This is a genomic window from Paenibacillus sp. GD4 (assembly GCF_030846225.1).
Taxonomy (GTDB): domain Bacteria; phylum Bacillota; class Bacilli; order Paenibacillales; family NBRC-103111; genus Paenibacillus_G; species Paenibacillus_G silviterrae.
Genome location: NZ_JAVCYK010000001.1, coordinates 2,078,668 through 2,093,308 on the forward strand (window position 1 = coordinate 2,078,668; position 14,641 = coordinate 2,093,308).

Annotated in this window: 12 protein-coding genes; 5 read left to right on the forward strand and 7 right to left on the reverse strand. The window is 54.7% G+C overall.

The window, feature by feature from the left end; genetic code table 11:
• Positions 1-7: 7 nt before the first annotated feature.
• From RAC89_RS09710 to RAC89_RS09725, 4 genes are all read right to left on the reverse strand, one after another.
• Positions 8-820, reverse strand: a complete 813-nt coding sequence (locus tag RAC89_RS09710; RefSeq protein WP_306613249.1) for an arylamine N-acetyltransferase — start codon at positions 818-820, stop codon at positions 8-10.
• Between the two features lie 83 nt (positions 821-903).
• Positions 904-1,263 carry a DUF2269 family protein gene (locus RAC89_RS09715; RefSeq protein ID WP_306613250.1) on the reverse strand — a complete coding sequence of 120 codons (360 nt, stop codon included), beginning with the start codon at positions 1,261-1,263 and terminating at the stop codon, positions 904-906.
• A 103-nt stretch (positions 1,264-1,366) separates the two neighbouring features.
• On the reverse strand, positions 1,367-2,464 hold the full coding sequence (locus RAC89_RS09720; RefSeq protein ID WP_306613251.1) for a LuxR C-terminal-related transcriptional regulator: 1,098 nt from the start codon (positions 2,462-2,464) through the stop codon (positions 1,367-1,369).
• Positions 2,465-2,468: 4 nt separating this feature from the next.
• Positions 2,469-2,942 (reverse strand): hypothetical protein, encoded by a 474-nt coding sequence (locus RAC89_RS09725; RefSeq protein WP_306613252.1) that lies wholly within the window; start codon positions 2,940-2,942, stop codon positions 2,469-2,471.
• A 203-nt stretch (positions 2,943-3,145) separates the two neighbouring features.
• Between RAC89_RS09725 and RAC89_RS09730 the strand changes: the two genes are divergently transcribed.
• Positions 3,146-3,553, forward strand: coding sequence for a DUF1259 domain-containing protein (locus RAC89_RS09730; RefSeq protein ID WP_306613254.1), 408 nt, complete (start codon positions 3,146-3,148; stop codon positions 3,551-3,553).
• Between the two features lie 134 nt (positions 3,554-3,687).
• Positions 3,688-4,053 carry an ArsR/SmtB family transcription factor gene (locus RAC89_RS09735; protein ID WP_284642413.1) on the forward strand — a complete coding sequence of 122 codons (366 nt, stop codon included), beginning with the start codon at positions 3,688-3,690 and terminating at the stop codon, positions 4,051-4,053.
• Between the two features lie 88 nt (positions 4,054-4,141).
• Here RAC89_RS09735 and RAC89_RS09740 read toward each other — a convergent pair whose 3' ends face one another.
• The 3 genes from RAC89_RS09740 to RAC89_RS09750 form a co-directional block, all read right to left on the reverse strand.
• A complete protein-coding gene (locus RAC89_RS09740; protein WP_306616077.1) occupies positions 4,142-5,593 on the reverse strand; it encodes a SulP family inorganic anion transporter in 1,452 nt (483 codons plus the stop codon).
• Positions 5,594-5,718: 125 nt separating this feature from the next.
• Positions 5,719-6,006 carry a hypothetical protein gene (locus RAC89_RS09745; protein WP_306613255.1) on the reverse strand — a complete coding sequence of 96 codons (288 nt, stop codon included), beginning with the start codon at positions 6,004-6,006 and terminating at the stop codon, positions 5,719-5,721.
• A gap of 83 nt (positions 6,007-6,089) precedes the next feature.
• A complete protein-coding gene (locus RAC89_RS09750) occupies positions 6,090-10,316 on the reverse strand; it encodes a LamG-like jellyroll fold domain-containing protein (protein ID WP_306613256.1) in 4,227 nt (1,408 codons plus the stop codon).
• A 268-nt stretch (positions 10,317-10,584) separates the two neighbouring features.
• On the opposite strand from RAC89_RS09750, the gene hcp reads away from it, so the two are divergent.
• From hcp to RAC89_RS09765, 3 genes are all read left to right on the forward strand, one after another.
• Positions 10,585-11,874: a hydroxylamine reductase gene (hcp, locus tag RAC89_RS09755; RefSeq protein ID WP_306613257.1), complete on the forward strand. Its 1,290-nt coding sequence runs from the start codon at positions 10,585-10,587 to the stop codon at positions 11,872-11,874.
• Between the two features lie 123 nt (positions 11,875-11,997).
• Positions 11,998-12,837, forward strand: coding sequence for a DUF4405 domain-containing protein (locus tag RAC89_RS09760; RefSeq protein ID WP_306613259.1), 840 nt, complete (start codon positions 11,998-12,000; stop codon positions 12,835-12,837).
• 439 nt (positions 12,838-13,276) lie between these two features.
• Positions 13,277-14,614 (forward strand): ABC transporter substrate-binding protein, encoded by a 1,338-nt coding sequence (locus RAC89_RS09765; RefSeq protein ID WP_306613260.1) that lies wholly within the window; start codon positions 13,277-13,279, stop codon positions 14,612-14,614.
• Positions 14,615-14,641: the final 27 nt, after the last annotated feature.

Below are 14,641 nucleotides of genomic sequence, written 5' to 3' on the forward strand. Positions count from 1 at the left end.
CTTCAGCTCAAGCAGGGAACAGATCAACTCCCCGAGAGGAAAGAAAGTCCAGCGCTTCCTCTACGATGTCCTCCTGAAAGCCGAAGGTTGCACGCAGCATCTCCAGCCAGTCGCTTAGCCGCGTATATTCATGTACCTCGGTCCCCTTGTCCGTCTTGACGAGCAGCTTATGATTGATGACAGAGTAAGCCTTTCCCTCTCGAAACAAGGTCGCTGTAATTCTTCGCATAAAAGGGTTCTCGTCCTCATCCCTTAGAGAATGGGTGATTGCCTCCTCGAAGCTTTCGAGGCTGACGGGCTGCCATTCGATGCATTTGGCGACGAAGCTTTGCCCGTTCATTCGGCGATCGATGAGATATCTTAGGTCACCGAGCCGGGTGATCTCCACTTCCTCCCCGAATCGGGTGAACCGGGGCTGCTCCTCCAAGAGGAGCGGCTCAAAGAGCGGAGCCCCATAGCCGACATCCACGTAATAAGAACGCCCCTCCACCGTAACCATAAGGGCCAGGTGGGTATTCCCGCCGGCAGCTCGTACGAGGTCGATTTGAAAGCCCAGCGCCTGCAGCAAGCGGCCGAAGTGCGCATTCAGTACATAACAGTTGCCGCCCAGCCCTCTGTCTTCCATACCCGCAAGGTGCGTCTCCAGCGGGGGCAGCCATATCAGGCCGGTCCTTCCCCGATGAAGGTAGTAATGGATTTTGCTGATATTCTCAAAAGGAATTCGCTCCAGATGAAGCCGAATCAGGCTCCGCAGGTAAGGAAGCGAGGGCTTCCTTACGTCCGTTCCCAGAAAACGCACAAATCGTTCTATCGTTTCCATTGGCCCCCCCTTAAGGCTTCCAAACCATTAAAATGACGATAACCATGCTGAGAATGGTAGCCCACATATGAAGATTGCGTACTTTAGCGTACATGGCGGATATTACGGAAGGAGCCTTCTCTTCCGCAGCATCGTTTGATGCATCCAGCCGCAGGGTTCAAGAAGCCCACGACCAATACTTCGACGGCAATGAACAGGAGCAAGGATCCTGCAATCCAGGCTTGCAGGAAGGGGCCGTAGGAGCCGAGCCAAAACAAAACCGCTCCCGAAACGACAGCCAAGGTGCCGAATACCTTGGGGAACATCTCCAATCGCGTAACCTGCTCCAGGGCACGCCCCATCTCCCTGACGGAGGGCTCGGCCCGCAGCAGCATCGGGAAGGCCAGCGTAGGCCCGATCCCTAGAATCGCCGATACAACGTGAAGTAAGATAAGCCATTTCATACACAGCACCGCTTTCATCGATATGGTGGGTTGAATACCTCTCCATCATATCCGGCGATGCCTCCTTCTTGTATCGGTAGAACTACGTATTTTCTCAGATTCGTTAGCTTCCTTCGATATGAGGTGCTTCCTTCTGCAGCCCCTTCTCTACGATATATCGCGTCAGTGCCGCCCTTGAGGTCAGCTGCAGCTTCTGGTAGATTCGCTCCAGATGCGTCGTGACCGTACGAAGACTTATAAAAAGCGCCTTAGCAATCTCTGCATTCGTCTGTCCTTGAGCGACGCAGACGGCGACTTGGCGCTCTCTCGCACTCAGCACCGTATGGAAAGGCTCCTTCGTTTTACGCCACTCCAGCTTGGACCGCTCGATGACCTGGCGGAACAGGGGGCCCCACGCATGGCCTTCTATGCCGTCGGCTGAAGCGAGGGCTTCTCCCAGACGCTCGGACAGCTGCAGGAGCTCTTCGTCAAGGATGTGCTCCAAGCGATTCTTCCTTGGGTCCGTTTCTTCATGGCACACCACCCCGACGAGCTTTCCTAAGGCAAAGAGCGGAAAGGCGAAATAGCTTGTCGAAAGCGAAGGCACCCGGTCGCCCGAGCTCTCCTGCTGCTGCACCTGTTCTCCGGGCTGCAGGTGGTATACGTATCGCAGCTGCGATCGAATGTTATGCAAGCGGATCACCCGGCGATTCTGCATAACCAAAGCGGCCAGCCGCTCCATCGGCTCAAGAGCGGCCGGATGGGCTCCGGCGCCCGGAACCCCCCGCGAGGCCAGCAGCTGCGGCACAACGGAGCCCCCCTCCTCCCGTGGAATCCAGCAGGACAGCCGCTCCCAATCGAATTCGGCGAGGGCCTGCAGCAGCTCGGCATGACGCGGAGGGGCCGGCTCCAGCTGGACGGCTTGAAGGTCCTGATGCATCAGGGCAAAGAGCGGTCCCTCCTCCTCCGAACGCAGAAAGCGGAGCGTCAGCTCCCAGTGCAGGCGGTCGCTTGGGTTTACGATTTTCAGAAGGGCGGCCCTTTCGGTTTGCAGGTTCAGTTTCGTCTTATACAGCAGCTGATTCGCTATCGCCACATGCTCCGAATCCACATACCATACCCTGGACAAGTTCGCAATGTTAGGCACACCCTCCTTATCGCTTGTAACGATAACACAAGGCGCGACGCCCTGAAATGCAGGCAGTAATTGAGACGGCAGCACTGTTCTACCTCCTTTCCCCTAGTAGAGCTCCGGCATTAGGGCCCGGCGTCTGCAAATACACCTTGCTTACTTGTAATTCTACAGCTACACATTGCGACGCTTCAAAGGACACAAGCGGGGTCAGGTTTGGAAAATAGGCCGCAATCCGTTGCCGCTGCAGCTCCAACACCTCAAAATCCTCCATTGTTAGAGACTGCTGCCGTCGAAAGGCCCCTTTCAGCTGATACGATTCATTATCGGTTCCGGCCGTCATCAGCACAGAGAGCGGGCCAGGATGGGGGCGGGCCTCGCTCAGCCGCTTCCATTGGCTATGGAGAATCGAAACCCAGATCAGCTTCAGCTCTTCCTCCGAATGGAGCCGAACCCCATAACCCCTGCAAAGGAAGGGAGGAACCTCATGCCAAGCTGCCGATACATGGATGAAGAAGGGAACCTGTCTATGGACAAATCGAAGCAGCTCCTCAGGCCATATACTCATAAGTACTCCTCCTTTCTTGGGGAACATCACTGTCATGATTTTGCTTCTATGATAGCATAAAGCGATGAGGCTGAAACGGAAAAGCTCTTTGAGACCCTTCCGATACATGGGAAATTGAGCAAGATGTCGTCCGTAATACGCATATTCGCATCCCCCCTGCCTGCCATACACTGCATCATCCTGAAGGAAAGGAGGAATGCCGTATGGTAAACCGCCAGCTATGCAACCGCTTGGCCCGGATCATTGGAGGATCCGGAAGTATTACGAACGGTGCGTGTGTCGTCCAAACCCTTCGGAAGCTTAATGTGAAAATTTTTGGACGCCGCAGCCGCTCCCCTCTTACCCTGCCGTTCGCACTGTCCGTGGAAGCCAAGGACGCCAGAAGCCGTACCTTGAACCTGGGGGAAACCGTCATCCTGGAAAGAGAAATCAACCCCTTCGTCTCGGAGCTGCGCAAGCGCGGCATCAAAGTAACCGCCATTCACAACCACTGGCTATTCCAAAGCCGCTCTTTTAAATATATCCACTGGCAGTCCGTCGGAGATCCCGTGCTTTTCGCTCAAAAAAGCGCCGCAGCCGCCAGAGCGGTTGGCATCCTTCCCAGAAGGTAAGCAGCTGCACCAGAACAGGCCTAAGGGCCTGTTTTTCTTTGTTTGCGTCCATGGCTCCCTGTTTGTCCCTTTTTATATTCCTTGACAGGAATATTCGGTTTACTATACTATTTTCTTTGAAGGGAGTAACCGATATGGGCGCGAATTTGACAACCTTGAGTGCACTGGCCGAGCCCAACCGATTACACATCGTCGAGCTATTGCGCGAAGGTCCACTTACGGTAGGTGAAATTGCCGAACGTCTGGAGCTTCAACAGCCGCAAGCCTCGAAGCATCTTCGTGTACTCAGTGATTCCGGGATCGTTGAAGTGCATCCAATCGCCAATAGGCGGATTTATAAGCTGCAGCCCCAGCCATTTCAAGACCTGAACGAATGGATGGATTCCTTTCGCCGGCTGTGGGAGGAACGATTCGACCGCTTGGACGATTATTTGGCGGAGCTTCAAAGAAAGCAGGCACAAGAGCAGCCGCTTAACCGAGATCCATCCGGTGAATCGTAAGCAGTTAGCAGCAAACGGCTGTTATTTTACTCAAAAAAGAAGCACTCCGGCCCCCATCCCAAGATGGATGCCTGAGTGCTTCTTGCTTTTAATGCCCGGACGAAGCCGCAAGACCTACCTGCTCTACGAGCGCCTTGCTCTCCTGATTCATGCCGATGATCTTGACCTTCCTGCCTAGCTGCTCATATTTCATCTTAGTTTTGGAAATGGCTGTAACCGCCGAGTGATCCCACACATGGGATGCACTGAAATCTATCACTATGGTGTCCGGATCGTTCCGGTAATCGAACAAGTCAACAAAGTGGGACATCGTTCCGAAGAACAGCTGCCCGGTAATGCGATACACCTTGGCACCGCTCGGTTCCACAGCTGTATGTGCCTTTATCTTAGCGGACCTCCAGCCGAAGATCAACGCGCTTAGCACGACTCCGGAGATGACACCGATCGCAAGGTCCGAGGTAATGACCACGATCGCCACCGTAACAACCATGACCAGGGCATCGGCCCGAGGGATTTTGGCTAAGGTCCGAACCGAATTCCAATCGAAGGTGCCGATGGAAACCATGAACATCACTCCCACAAGCGCACCCATCGGTATTTCTTGGACCACTTTGCCTAATACTAAAATCAGGAAGAGCAAGAACACGCCGGCTACAAGGGTTGAAAGCCGGGATCTCCCTCCGGACTTCACGTTGATGACCGTTTGCCCGATCATCGCGCAGCCGGCCATGCCGCCGAAGAAGCCGGTAATGATATTGGCCAAGCCTTGGCCCTTCACTTCAACGTTCTTGTCGCTTTTGGTTTCCGTCATTTCATCGACAATCGTAGCCGTCATCAGCGACTCGGTGACCCCGACCACCGCCAGCGCCAAGGATAGAGGCAGGATCGTCATAATAGCTTCCCAAGAAAGCTTCATGTCGGGAATATGGAAGAAGGGCAGTGCCTGCGTAATTTGTCCCATATCGCCCACGGTTCTCAGGTTCAATCCTAAAGACATGGAAAGAGCCGTCATTACGATAATGGCTACCAGTGCGGAAGGCACCGCCTTGGTTAGAAGCGGCAGCAAATAAATAATCGCCAGTGTTCCCGCCACCATCGCGTACATCATCCAATTCGCGCCGCGGAAGTTCGGCAGCTGCGCCATAAAGATGATAATGGCTAGTGCATTCACAAATCCGGTAACGACCGAATGCGGGATGAAAGTTATAAATTTACCGAACTTAAGCACGCCCATAAGATACTGGATAATACCGGTCAGAACCGTTGCGGCGAATAAATACTCGACGCCGTGCTTGGCGACTAACGGCCCCATCAGCGAAGCCATGGCGCCCGTTGCCGCCGAGATCATCCCAGGACGTCCTCCTACGATGGAGATCGTGACCGCAATCGTAAAGGAGGCGTACAAACCCACCATCGGGTCCACCCCCGCTAAGATGGAGAAGGCAATGGCCTCCGGAATCAACGCCAAAGCAACCGTCATTCCGGACAGCACGTCCTTACGGGTGTTAAAAAACCAATGGCTTTTCAATTTTTGGTACAGCAAAAAAAGCTCACTCCTTATTGTTTAAAAGTAGGTGACTTTCCACTTTCAGAAAAGTCGGGGCCGATGGTCAACGGTTTTTATTATACACATTTCGGTCACATATCTCTACCCCTAGTTGCTATTTATAGTGATCTTATCGCAGCTTCAAGCTTGGCTCTGGCTTCCTTCACGGCCCGCTGAATCAGCAGGTTTGTCTTGTGCGCCTCGTAATCCTCTTTCTCATATTGCACCCGCAGCTCCGCCCGGCCGTCCTTCAGTTCTCCGATCACAACCGATACTACTTTCGGCGGTTCCCCTTCGTTCCCAAGCTCCCAGGCGAATATGGTGATACTGCCTCGATAATCCCCAGCCCGGGCATCCTCCCGATGCTCCAGAAGCTCCGACAGCTCTACCTTGGAATATTGCTTCATGCCGAATAGACCTCCTTTATATGCCAAAAAAGCGGCCGTTTCCCAGCATCATACTAGGAAACGACCGCCGTAAGCAAGCGCGCTTATTCACGTATACGGTAGCTTGGCAGATGGCTCAGCGCAAGGAGGACGTCATGCTTGTCGAACATTCCATCGCCGTTCAAATCCTGCCGCTTGACCATCAGCTCGAGCGTGATGACATATACCCTCTGCTCGGCTGCGTAAGAGCCGTAAACGGCCCTAATCACCGAGTCACCCCCTGCCAGCCCCTTCAGCATGCCCGTGTTCGGGTCGACACTGACGAGCAGCGGACTTAAGGAGGTAAACGTCACTCCGGTCGTCAGCGCTTCCCGGCTCCCGTCGGAGTATACGCCCCATACCCGGGCCGGGACCGCTGCTCCGACGGTTAAGAACGGGAGCGGATCCATCTCGATATAGTTGATATGTCTCTCAGGAGGAGGCGTCGTCCCTCCTGTAACTGTTACCGGCAGCTGGGCATTGTAGACGCCGTACGTTACCGTAATGACGGTAGAACCGTTGGAGAGTCCCGTCACCATGCCAGCAGAGCTTACTGAAACAATGCTGCCGTTATAGCCAAGGTAAGCTGCGTGATACGTCACATCCGTCACCGTTCCGCCCGCATACACCTTAACCGCAACCGGAGCCGTGCTTCCCACCGTCAGGTCCAGCGCCTCCGGAGCAAGGAACATCGGTGACGTATCTACATGAATTTGAAATTGCCGGTACCAATATACATCACCATAATGCGGCTCGCCATCGCTTAGCACCACTGTGACGATGGCGGTTCCTTTCGCATTCGGCTTAGCCTGGAACGTCAATGTGCCGTCAGCGGCGATTGCCGGCTGCACGTCGAACAGCTCAGGCCGGTCTGTCGTTACTTCGAAGACCAGCATCTGACCTTCTTCGTTGGAAGGTCCCGGGCTGATTCCGATCGCCCACAGCTCGGAAACCGGGAGCGGATGGGTCACGGTCATTTCCGTTCCCTTGAGGGCAAAGCTCGGCGGATCGTTCACAGGGGCCACCGTAACGGCAACCGTAGCGATATTCGATGCCCTGCCGGTTTCATTCGCTTGGAAGGTGAAGCTGTCCGGGCCGAAGTAATCGGGCTCAGGCTGATACTTAAAAGCCCCCGTCACCGCATCCTTCAGTGTAACCGTGCCGTGTGAAGGTCCCGTAACGATCCGGAAGGTTACCGGATCGTCATTGCCGTCATATCCCAGCAGCCTGCTGTTCAGGACTTGATCCTCCTCTATCGTGAAGGAGGTATGATTCAAGTATTCTTTCACATCCGATGCGGTCAATCCGTTAACCCCACCGTAGAGTCCGCCTATCACGTCGACGACAGAGGTCTGGACCAGGTAATCGAACGGGAAATAATTCGTAATATTTCCGTAGTACAAATGATTCGGATTAATGCCCTCATGCTCCAGCTTCGACAGCTCCGACCCATAGACATCGCGGTTGAAAAAGACAAGGTCGTCCATCCCGCCCACGAAGCCTTCCGCCTGTCCCGGCCGATTGCCCAGCGTGATCGATTGGAATTTGGTCTGCGCATATGTACCGACTTCGACGGAGCCGGAGCCTTTCATTTGACCGTTGATATACAGCTCTGCATAGGTGTTATAGAACATAAAACCAAGCTGCGACCACTGATTGAGCGGAAGCTCTTCCGTAGAAACAAACTGCTCCTCCCATGCGCCGGAAGGGCTCGTATAGGCCGCGTGCACCCGGTTATCCTTCAAGTACATCCAGATTCCCTTCGTACCTGTACCCGGAGGCTGATGGTACAGAGTCTGCACCGGGTTGCTGGACGTCGGTGAGCTATCCAACTGAGGATATACCCGCATGGCGATGGTGAAAACGCCGAGCTGATCGTTCTTATTCGGAATGACTACGGACTCGTTACTTCGGAAATATAGGGCTCGATCGGCTCCGGCCCGCGGCGCCAAGGAATTGCCATAGGAGATGTAGAAATTCCCCGGCGTGCTCAGATTACCGGCCGCATCCATAAACTGATGCCATACGCTGCCGGTTCCGTCGATCTTGAAATAGGTCTTCGTAGCGAAGGGCTTCCATGCCTGCCATGTCACGCCGTCATTCGAGAATCGCATGGACACGGCATCGCTTCCCGGCTGGGGGTTCAATTCCACCCAGCGAACGGAGCTCGTGCCCGGCGCCCATACGTCGACTGTCGGTGCTACTCCGTCTATGTGGAGCGTCGGATAGCTTGGCGCAGGCAGCGTCCCTGTGGCATCATAATCCCAGCCGCTTCGAATGCTTCCCGATGCCGTATTCAGCGCGGTTACCCTGAAGTCCGAGATGCCGTCCCCGGCTGCAACCACATAAGCGAATCGGAGCTTATTCGAGCCGCTCCCCGAACGGTAAACCGCCTGCTTTCCTCCCGTCAACTCCAGATAGGGCGACCCGGACACCCATACCGGCTCCGAGTAGGTCAGCTCGAAGGTTACCGCTTCCCCAAGCTTATACGCCCTCTCGGCAGGAGCATCAGGAACCGTGATGGACGTAATGGCCGGCCGCGTCGAGCTGTACAAGCTCTGCACCTCCGTCTCGGACAGTGCCCGGTTATACAGCCGCACATCATCCAGCGAAATATTGGCCGCGTACCATCCGGTCCCGAACTGGCCGATGGTCAGGTCTTGTCCATTCGCGCTGGTGAAGTCTACCTTATCGGGTGCGCTGAGCGGCTCTGTTTTTTTAGTGTCTCCATCAACGATCAATTGAATTTTATCGGTGGCAACGACGACGGCCACGTGATGCCATTCGCCTGGAGGACCGTCTGGAGGATTGCCTGTAGGATACGTATAATCCATAACAAGTCCATTTTGGCCGCTGTAGGCATCCATTGATTTATTAAAATAGATTTCATCCGGATTGGCCATATAATCCAGGTTGATGACAAAGCCCTCGGTGTCGCTTTTCTTCGCAAGGATCGACTGGACTCCTTCATCCAGCTGCGTCCAATACCCGTCCGTCCCCTTCTTGCTATCCACACGCAAATAGAAGGAGGCGGTCAGTTCATTCTGCAGCGCGAGTGTAGAGCTATCCGGGATGCGGATCACCCCGTTACTTCCCGCCGCGGCCACTCCATTGCCCTTGATTTGGACCGCCTGGCCGAACTTGGTGCCCGGGACCAAGGCGACCTCCCCGTTCGCCGTTCCGTGATTCGCCATCCCCGACAAATCCGTATAGCCGCCTTCAAAATCGAGCTGCAGCACAAGACCGTCGATGATCAGCCTTTTCGTCTGAGACAGCCAGCCGGCGACACCCGGGTCCGGCATCGCCACGTTGGCATCGTAGCCATCCATGCCCTTGATGCTTCCCCCGTTCAGAGCCAGACCCGTGACGTCAAGCGCCTTCGTTCGCTTCGTTCCGTCCACCGAATAAGTAAAATGCAGCGTGTCCGTCCCCGAGCCGCTGGCATATACCGCCTTGGCCCCATTATTCAGCGTGAGCTCGGGAGAGCCGGTGACGTTCACTGTCTTGGAAAACTGCAGCTGGAGATCCACCGTCTCCCCGTTCTTCAGGCGACCCTCCTTATCCGCATCCACCCTACTGATAAAAGGAGCGCTATCCAGCTGAAAGCTGTCAATCCAATGCGCTTGATAGGATCCGCCCGTGCTTGCCGAGAATCCGAGGCCCGCGAAGGAGTTGTCCAGCGGACCGTCCGCGCGGAACACCAAGCTGCCGTCCTTCCATAGCGTGACCCGATGGTTCTCCACGCGAAGGCTGACATCATGCCAGGCGCCGTCGCTCAGACCGGCGGCAGGCACCAGCGCCAGCGCATGCCGGCGTGTAGCATCCAGCGGGTCCGGCATATGCTTGGCATTGTCTTTGAACAAGGCGATATGGCTGCCGTCCTGATCATATTCGCCGTTATGGACGGTATCGAACTCGACCCCGTAGCCGCTGCCCGGCTCGAAGCCCATCCCGCCGCCCGAGGCCGGGGCCAGATTTTGCTGCTTATTGAACATAAACACCAGACCGTCGCCCCCGTCACCTGGTATCGGACGATCGATCTTGAACTTGAAGCTCACTTGATAAGGCGGAGCCGCGCTCTGCTTGAGCCAGATCGTCCCTACCTGGGAGCCCTTAGCCTCCGTCAGCCGGACGGCTCCGTCACCCTGCCGCGACGCATTCCCCATGTAGTCCCACAAGCCGGAATCGACAGTAAATTCATCCTGTATGGGCTCGGCATAGCTCCGCGGCGCTGCAAAAAAGCAGCAAAAGATCAGCAGCATCAGTACTGCTGCAGCAGTATTAATTTTCAAAGAATATCCAACCCCGCTCCCGTATCAATTCTACAAATTGCGACAAATACATCCACCTGTCAACAAAGCTATGAATCTATTATACTTCCAAGAATGGGCAATGATAAGTCATAGTTTTGGTGTTTTTTCATACGAAAGTCCCATGTTTCGCTGCCATCATTTGTACAAATCCATTGTGATTCCCATCACATTCCGATGCCTTGTCTTCTTGGTAAAGTGGTACCCATGAGAAAAACAATTACGAAAGATAAATTGGAGGAGATTCGTTATGTTTTGTTACCAATGCGAACAAACGCCGACAGGCGGCTGCAAGGTGATCGGGGTATGCGGTAAGGACGAGAATATCGCGAGCCTGCAGGATACGATGATTTTTGCTTTGAAAGGGATTGCGGCCTATGCCACCCACGCCCGCCAGCTTGGCTACAGCGACCCTGAGGTGGATAAGATCACGCATGAAGCGCTGTATATGACTCTAACCAACTCCAACTTTAATCTCCAGGAGCATATCGATATGGCGATGAAGGTGGGCAGTGCCGCCGTACGCATCATGGATGTGCTTGACCGCGCGCATACGACGCATTTCGGGATCCCGCAGCCCGTCACCGTTTCGCAAAACAAAATCGAGGGCCAATGCATCGTCGTTACCGGACACAACCTCTACGCGCTGGAGGAGCTGCTCAAGCAAACCGAGGGCAAGGGCATCAACATCTATACCCACTCCGAAATGCTGCCGGCTCACGGGTATCCGGAGCTGAAGAAATATCCTCATCTCAAAGGGAATATCGGGAAGGCCTGGTACGACCAGCGCCGTCTGTTCGAGAAATTCCCCGGCGCGATTCTGGCGACGACCAACTGCGTCATGCCGATCAAGGGCTCGTATGCCGACCGGTTCTTCTCTTATGAAGTAGCCGGACTTGAGGGGGTCACCAAAATTGTGGGCGAGGACTTCTCTCCTCTGATCGAGAGAGCCCTCCAGCTGCCTGCAGCGAATATCGAATCGGAGGCCGTGCTGACGACAGGCTACCACCACGAAACAGTAATCGGGCTGGCGCCGGAAATCATTCAAGCCGTAAAGGACGGCAAAATCAGACGCTTCTTCGTCATCGCCGGCTGCGACGCACCGGGCTCGGGCGGGGAGTACTACCGTGAGCTGGCTACCTCGCTGCCGAACGACACGGTCATTCTGACCACCTCTTGCGGCAAGTTCCGCTTCAACGACGTCGACTACGGTACGGTAGGGGCTACGGGTATTCCGCGCTACATCGATCTGGGGCAGTGCAATAACTCCGGCTCCACGGTCAAAATCGCGCTGGCGCTGGCGGACGCCTTCGGCTGCTCCGTGAACGAGCTTCCTGTCAGCATCGTGCTGTCCTGGTTTGAGCAAAAGGCCGTCGCTATTCTCCTTGGTCTGTTCAGCTTGGGAATCAAGGACATCCGCATCGGTCCGAAGCCGCCGGAGTTCATCACGCCCGGCGTAATGGATGTGCTCGTGCAGACGTTCGGCTTGAAGCTGATCGGCAACGCACAGGAGGATATGGCCGATATGCTGGCGCATTAACGCATCACCGGCAGCATCGGTCAAACATTCAGCGAGCTTTCAGCCCCTGCTCAGAACGGTTTCAGCCATCCCTCGCATAATAAGAGGCGATGAAACCATTCTGAGTATGGGAGTTTGCGAGGTATGAATAAAAAGAAATCGTATATCAAATTGACCCTGGATATCGTCATGGGGACCACGTTTGCTTTGCTTTTTAACAAAATGGTATTAGGGGGGCTCGCCTTTCACGAAATTGCGGGCACCGCCATTGCGTTTGCTTTCATCACGCACATTCTGCTGAATCTCAAGTTTGTGCAGAAGATTACGCTGCGCCTGTTCGACAAGACCCTCCCGGGCAAAACGCGGCTCAGCTACGCCTTGAACGTCATCCTGCTGATCACGATGGCCTTCGTTATTGTGAGCGGATTGCTCATTTCACGGGTCGTCCTGCCGGAGTTCCGCTACGGAAACGAGAATTGGTTTAAAATCACCCATATGGGCGTTTCCTTCCTTACGCTGATTCTGATCGGCGTTCACATTGGGCTCCACTGGCATTGGGTTATGAAGGTGACGAATCGGCTGTTGAATCTTAAGCTGCCCAAGACAGCCGCTCGTCCCGTCATGACTGCTGCCGCGGCCATCGTGCTGCTGTTCGGAGCTTACGAGGTGTATACAACGGGCTTCCTCTCCAAGCTTCAAATGCTCGGGATGGTGGTAAACGCCTCCTCCGCTCCGGCCGGGCATAGCGGGATGCAGCGGCCGGGAGCCGAGGCCGGGGCAGCCGAAGGAGCGAAGCCGCAGCGCGGCTCCATGGAGGGACGCGGCGCAGGAGCCCGCGGCGAAGGGATGCCGGGCGGCAGCCGGTTGAGCCCGAATGCGGTGACGGTCGCCGGGACTTACTTCGGTATCATGGCTGTGTTTGCAGGAATCACTTATTATGCGGATAAGTGGATCGGCCGACGACGCCGGGTAGCGATAGAGTAGGCGTCAGAGCTCGCTAGGCGGATTTCTGCGATAAGGAAGGAATCTGCTGCCGCAGCGCCCTTTGCACGGAAGATTTCTGCGGAAATACAAAATTCCAACACCACCGTGACGGGTAAAGGCACATTGACCGCTTTGAAAGTTGTACTATCTCACGAATCCTGCAGTTATCCGTTCTTTTTCCAAAATTTTGCTGCACATTATCACAAATCCCACATCATCTGCTAAACTCCAATGTCTCTTCTATAGAGAGAGAGTTGGAGTTTTTTTTCATTTGGCCGGGAATCCTACTACCATCTCACACAACTGATTAATGTGTCGTTATCCATGTTTAGTCTTCGTTATATCAAGAACGGCGATGGTGCTGTATCTTTATAACTGTAAGTCGAAAGCGCATTCATAAAAAAATAAACATATCATCCATATTGGAGGGTCACACTTTATGAAACATACACGAAAGCGTTGGTTTGGTACGGGAGCAGCCGTTCTGCTTACAGCATCACTAGTAGCGGGCTGCGGCGGCGGTGCAGGAGGAGCGACTCAGGGAGCATCGGATACGAAGGCGCCGGCGGCAAAGCCGTTCGAGGGCAAGACGCTGAACCTTGTAACAGCGAACCATCCTTGGGGAGACGCGATCAAGCCGCTGCTCCCGGAATTCGAAGCTGCCACCGGCATGAAGGTTACGGTGCAGGGCTTGTTCGAGGATCAGCTGACGCAGAAGCTGACCGTGCAATTCACTTCAGGCTCCGCAACCCCGGATGTGTTCATGTATCGCCCGCTTCAGGAAGGCAAGCTTTTCTACAAGAACGGCTGGGTTCAGCCTCTGGATGAGTACGTGAAGAAGGATGCGGCATATGACTTTAACGATTTCTCGAAATCCGCAGTAGGCTCGGCAACGGTTGACGGGAAGCTTGCAGGCATTCCGATCATCACCGAGCAGGAGATCCTTTACTACCGCAAGGACCTGCTTAAGCAAGCGGGCATTGAGGTGCCAAAGACACTCGATGAGCTCGTAGCCGCAGCCAAGAAGCTGCATGATCCGTCGAAGGAGATGTACGGCTTCGTCGCCCGCGGACAGCGTTCCCCGCTCGTCACGCAGGTGTCCTCCTTCCTCTATTCCGAAGGCGGAGATTTCACCAAGGGGGATCAGGCTTCGATCAATACACCTGAAGCAATCAAGGCGTTCACGACGTACGGCACGCTGCTGAAGGATTACGGCCCTCCAGGCGTACTGAACATGTCCTGGCCGCAGGCGATCGGGATTTTCGCCCAAGGCAAGGTAGCGTTCTATACCGATGCGAACTCCATCTACCAGAACGCAACGGATAAAGAAAAATCCAAAATCGCCGATCAAGTAGGCTTCGCCGTATTCCCTGCAGGCAAGGCCGGTTCCAAGCCTTACAACATCACCTCCTGGGGTCTCGCTATGAATGCGAAGGCAGCCAATAAGGATGCGGCTTGGGAGTTCATTAAGTGGGCGACGAGCAAGGAAATCGTGCTCAAGACCCAGCAGAAGGGTAACCCCGGTCCCCGTGCTTCCGTATGGGAGAAGCCTGAGGGCACGACCGGATTCCCGGCGGAGCTCGTTCCGATCATCAAGGAAAGCGCCAAAGGCGGCGTAGACCACGACCGTCCGGTTGTGATCAGTGTCGGTGAAGCGCGCGATGCCGTAGGTGAAATCGTACAGAAGATTATTACCGGCGAAGGCAACGTGCAGGAAACCGCAGATAAAGCGAACAAGACGCTGCAAGCCATCATCGACAAAGACAAAACGAAATAATCCAACGCTGACATAGGCTATCACGAC

Coding starts and splice junctions, on each gene's coding strand:
- RAC89_RS09710 (WP_306613249.1), bottom strand. CDS start 820: ATGGAAACGATAGAACGATTTGTGCGTTTTCTGGGAACGGACGTAAGG.
- RAC89_RS09715 (WP_306613250.1), bottom strand. CDS start 1,263: ATGAAATGGCTTATCTTACTTCACGTTGTATCGGCGATTCTAGGGATC.
- RAC89_RS09725 (WP_306613252.1), bottom strand. CDS start 2,942: ATGAGTATATGGCCTGAGGAGCTGCTTCGATTTGTCCATAGACAGGTT.
- RAC89_RS09730 (WP_306613254.1), top strand. CDS start 3,146: ATGGTAAACCGCCAGCTATGCAACCGCTTGGCCCGGATCATTGGAGGA.
- RAC89_RS09735 (WP_284642413.1), top strand. CDS start 3,688: ATGGGCGCGAATTTGACAACCTTGAGTGCACTGGCCGAGCCCAACCGA.
- RAC89_RS09745 (WP_306613255.1), bottom strand. CDS start 6,006: ATGAAGCAATATTCCAAGGTAGAGCTGTCGGAGCTTCTGGAGCATCGG.
- hcp (WP_306613257.1), top strand. CDS start 10,585: ATGTTTTGTTACCAATGCGAACAAACGCCGACAGGCGGCTGCAAGGTG.
- RAC89_RS09760 (WP_306613259.1), top strand. CDS start 11,998: ATGAATAAAAAGAAATCGTATATCAAATTGACCCTGGATATCGTCATG.
- RAC89_RS09765 (WP_306613260.1), top strand. CDS start 13,277: ATGAAACATACACGAAAGCGTTGGTTTGGTACGGGAGCAGCCGTTCTG.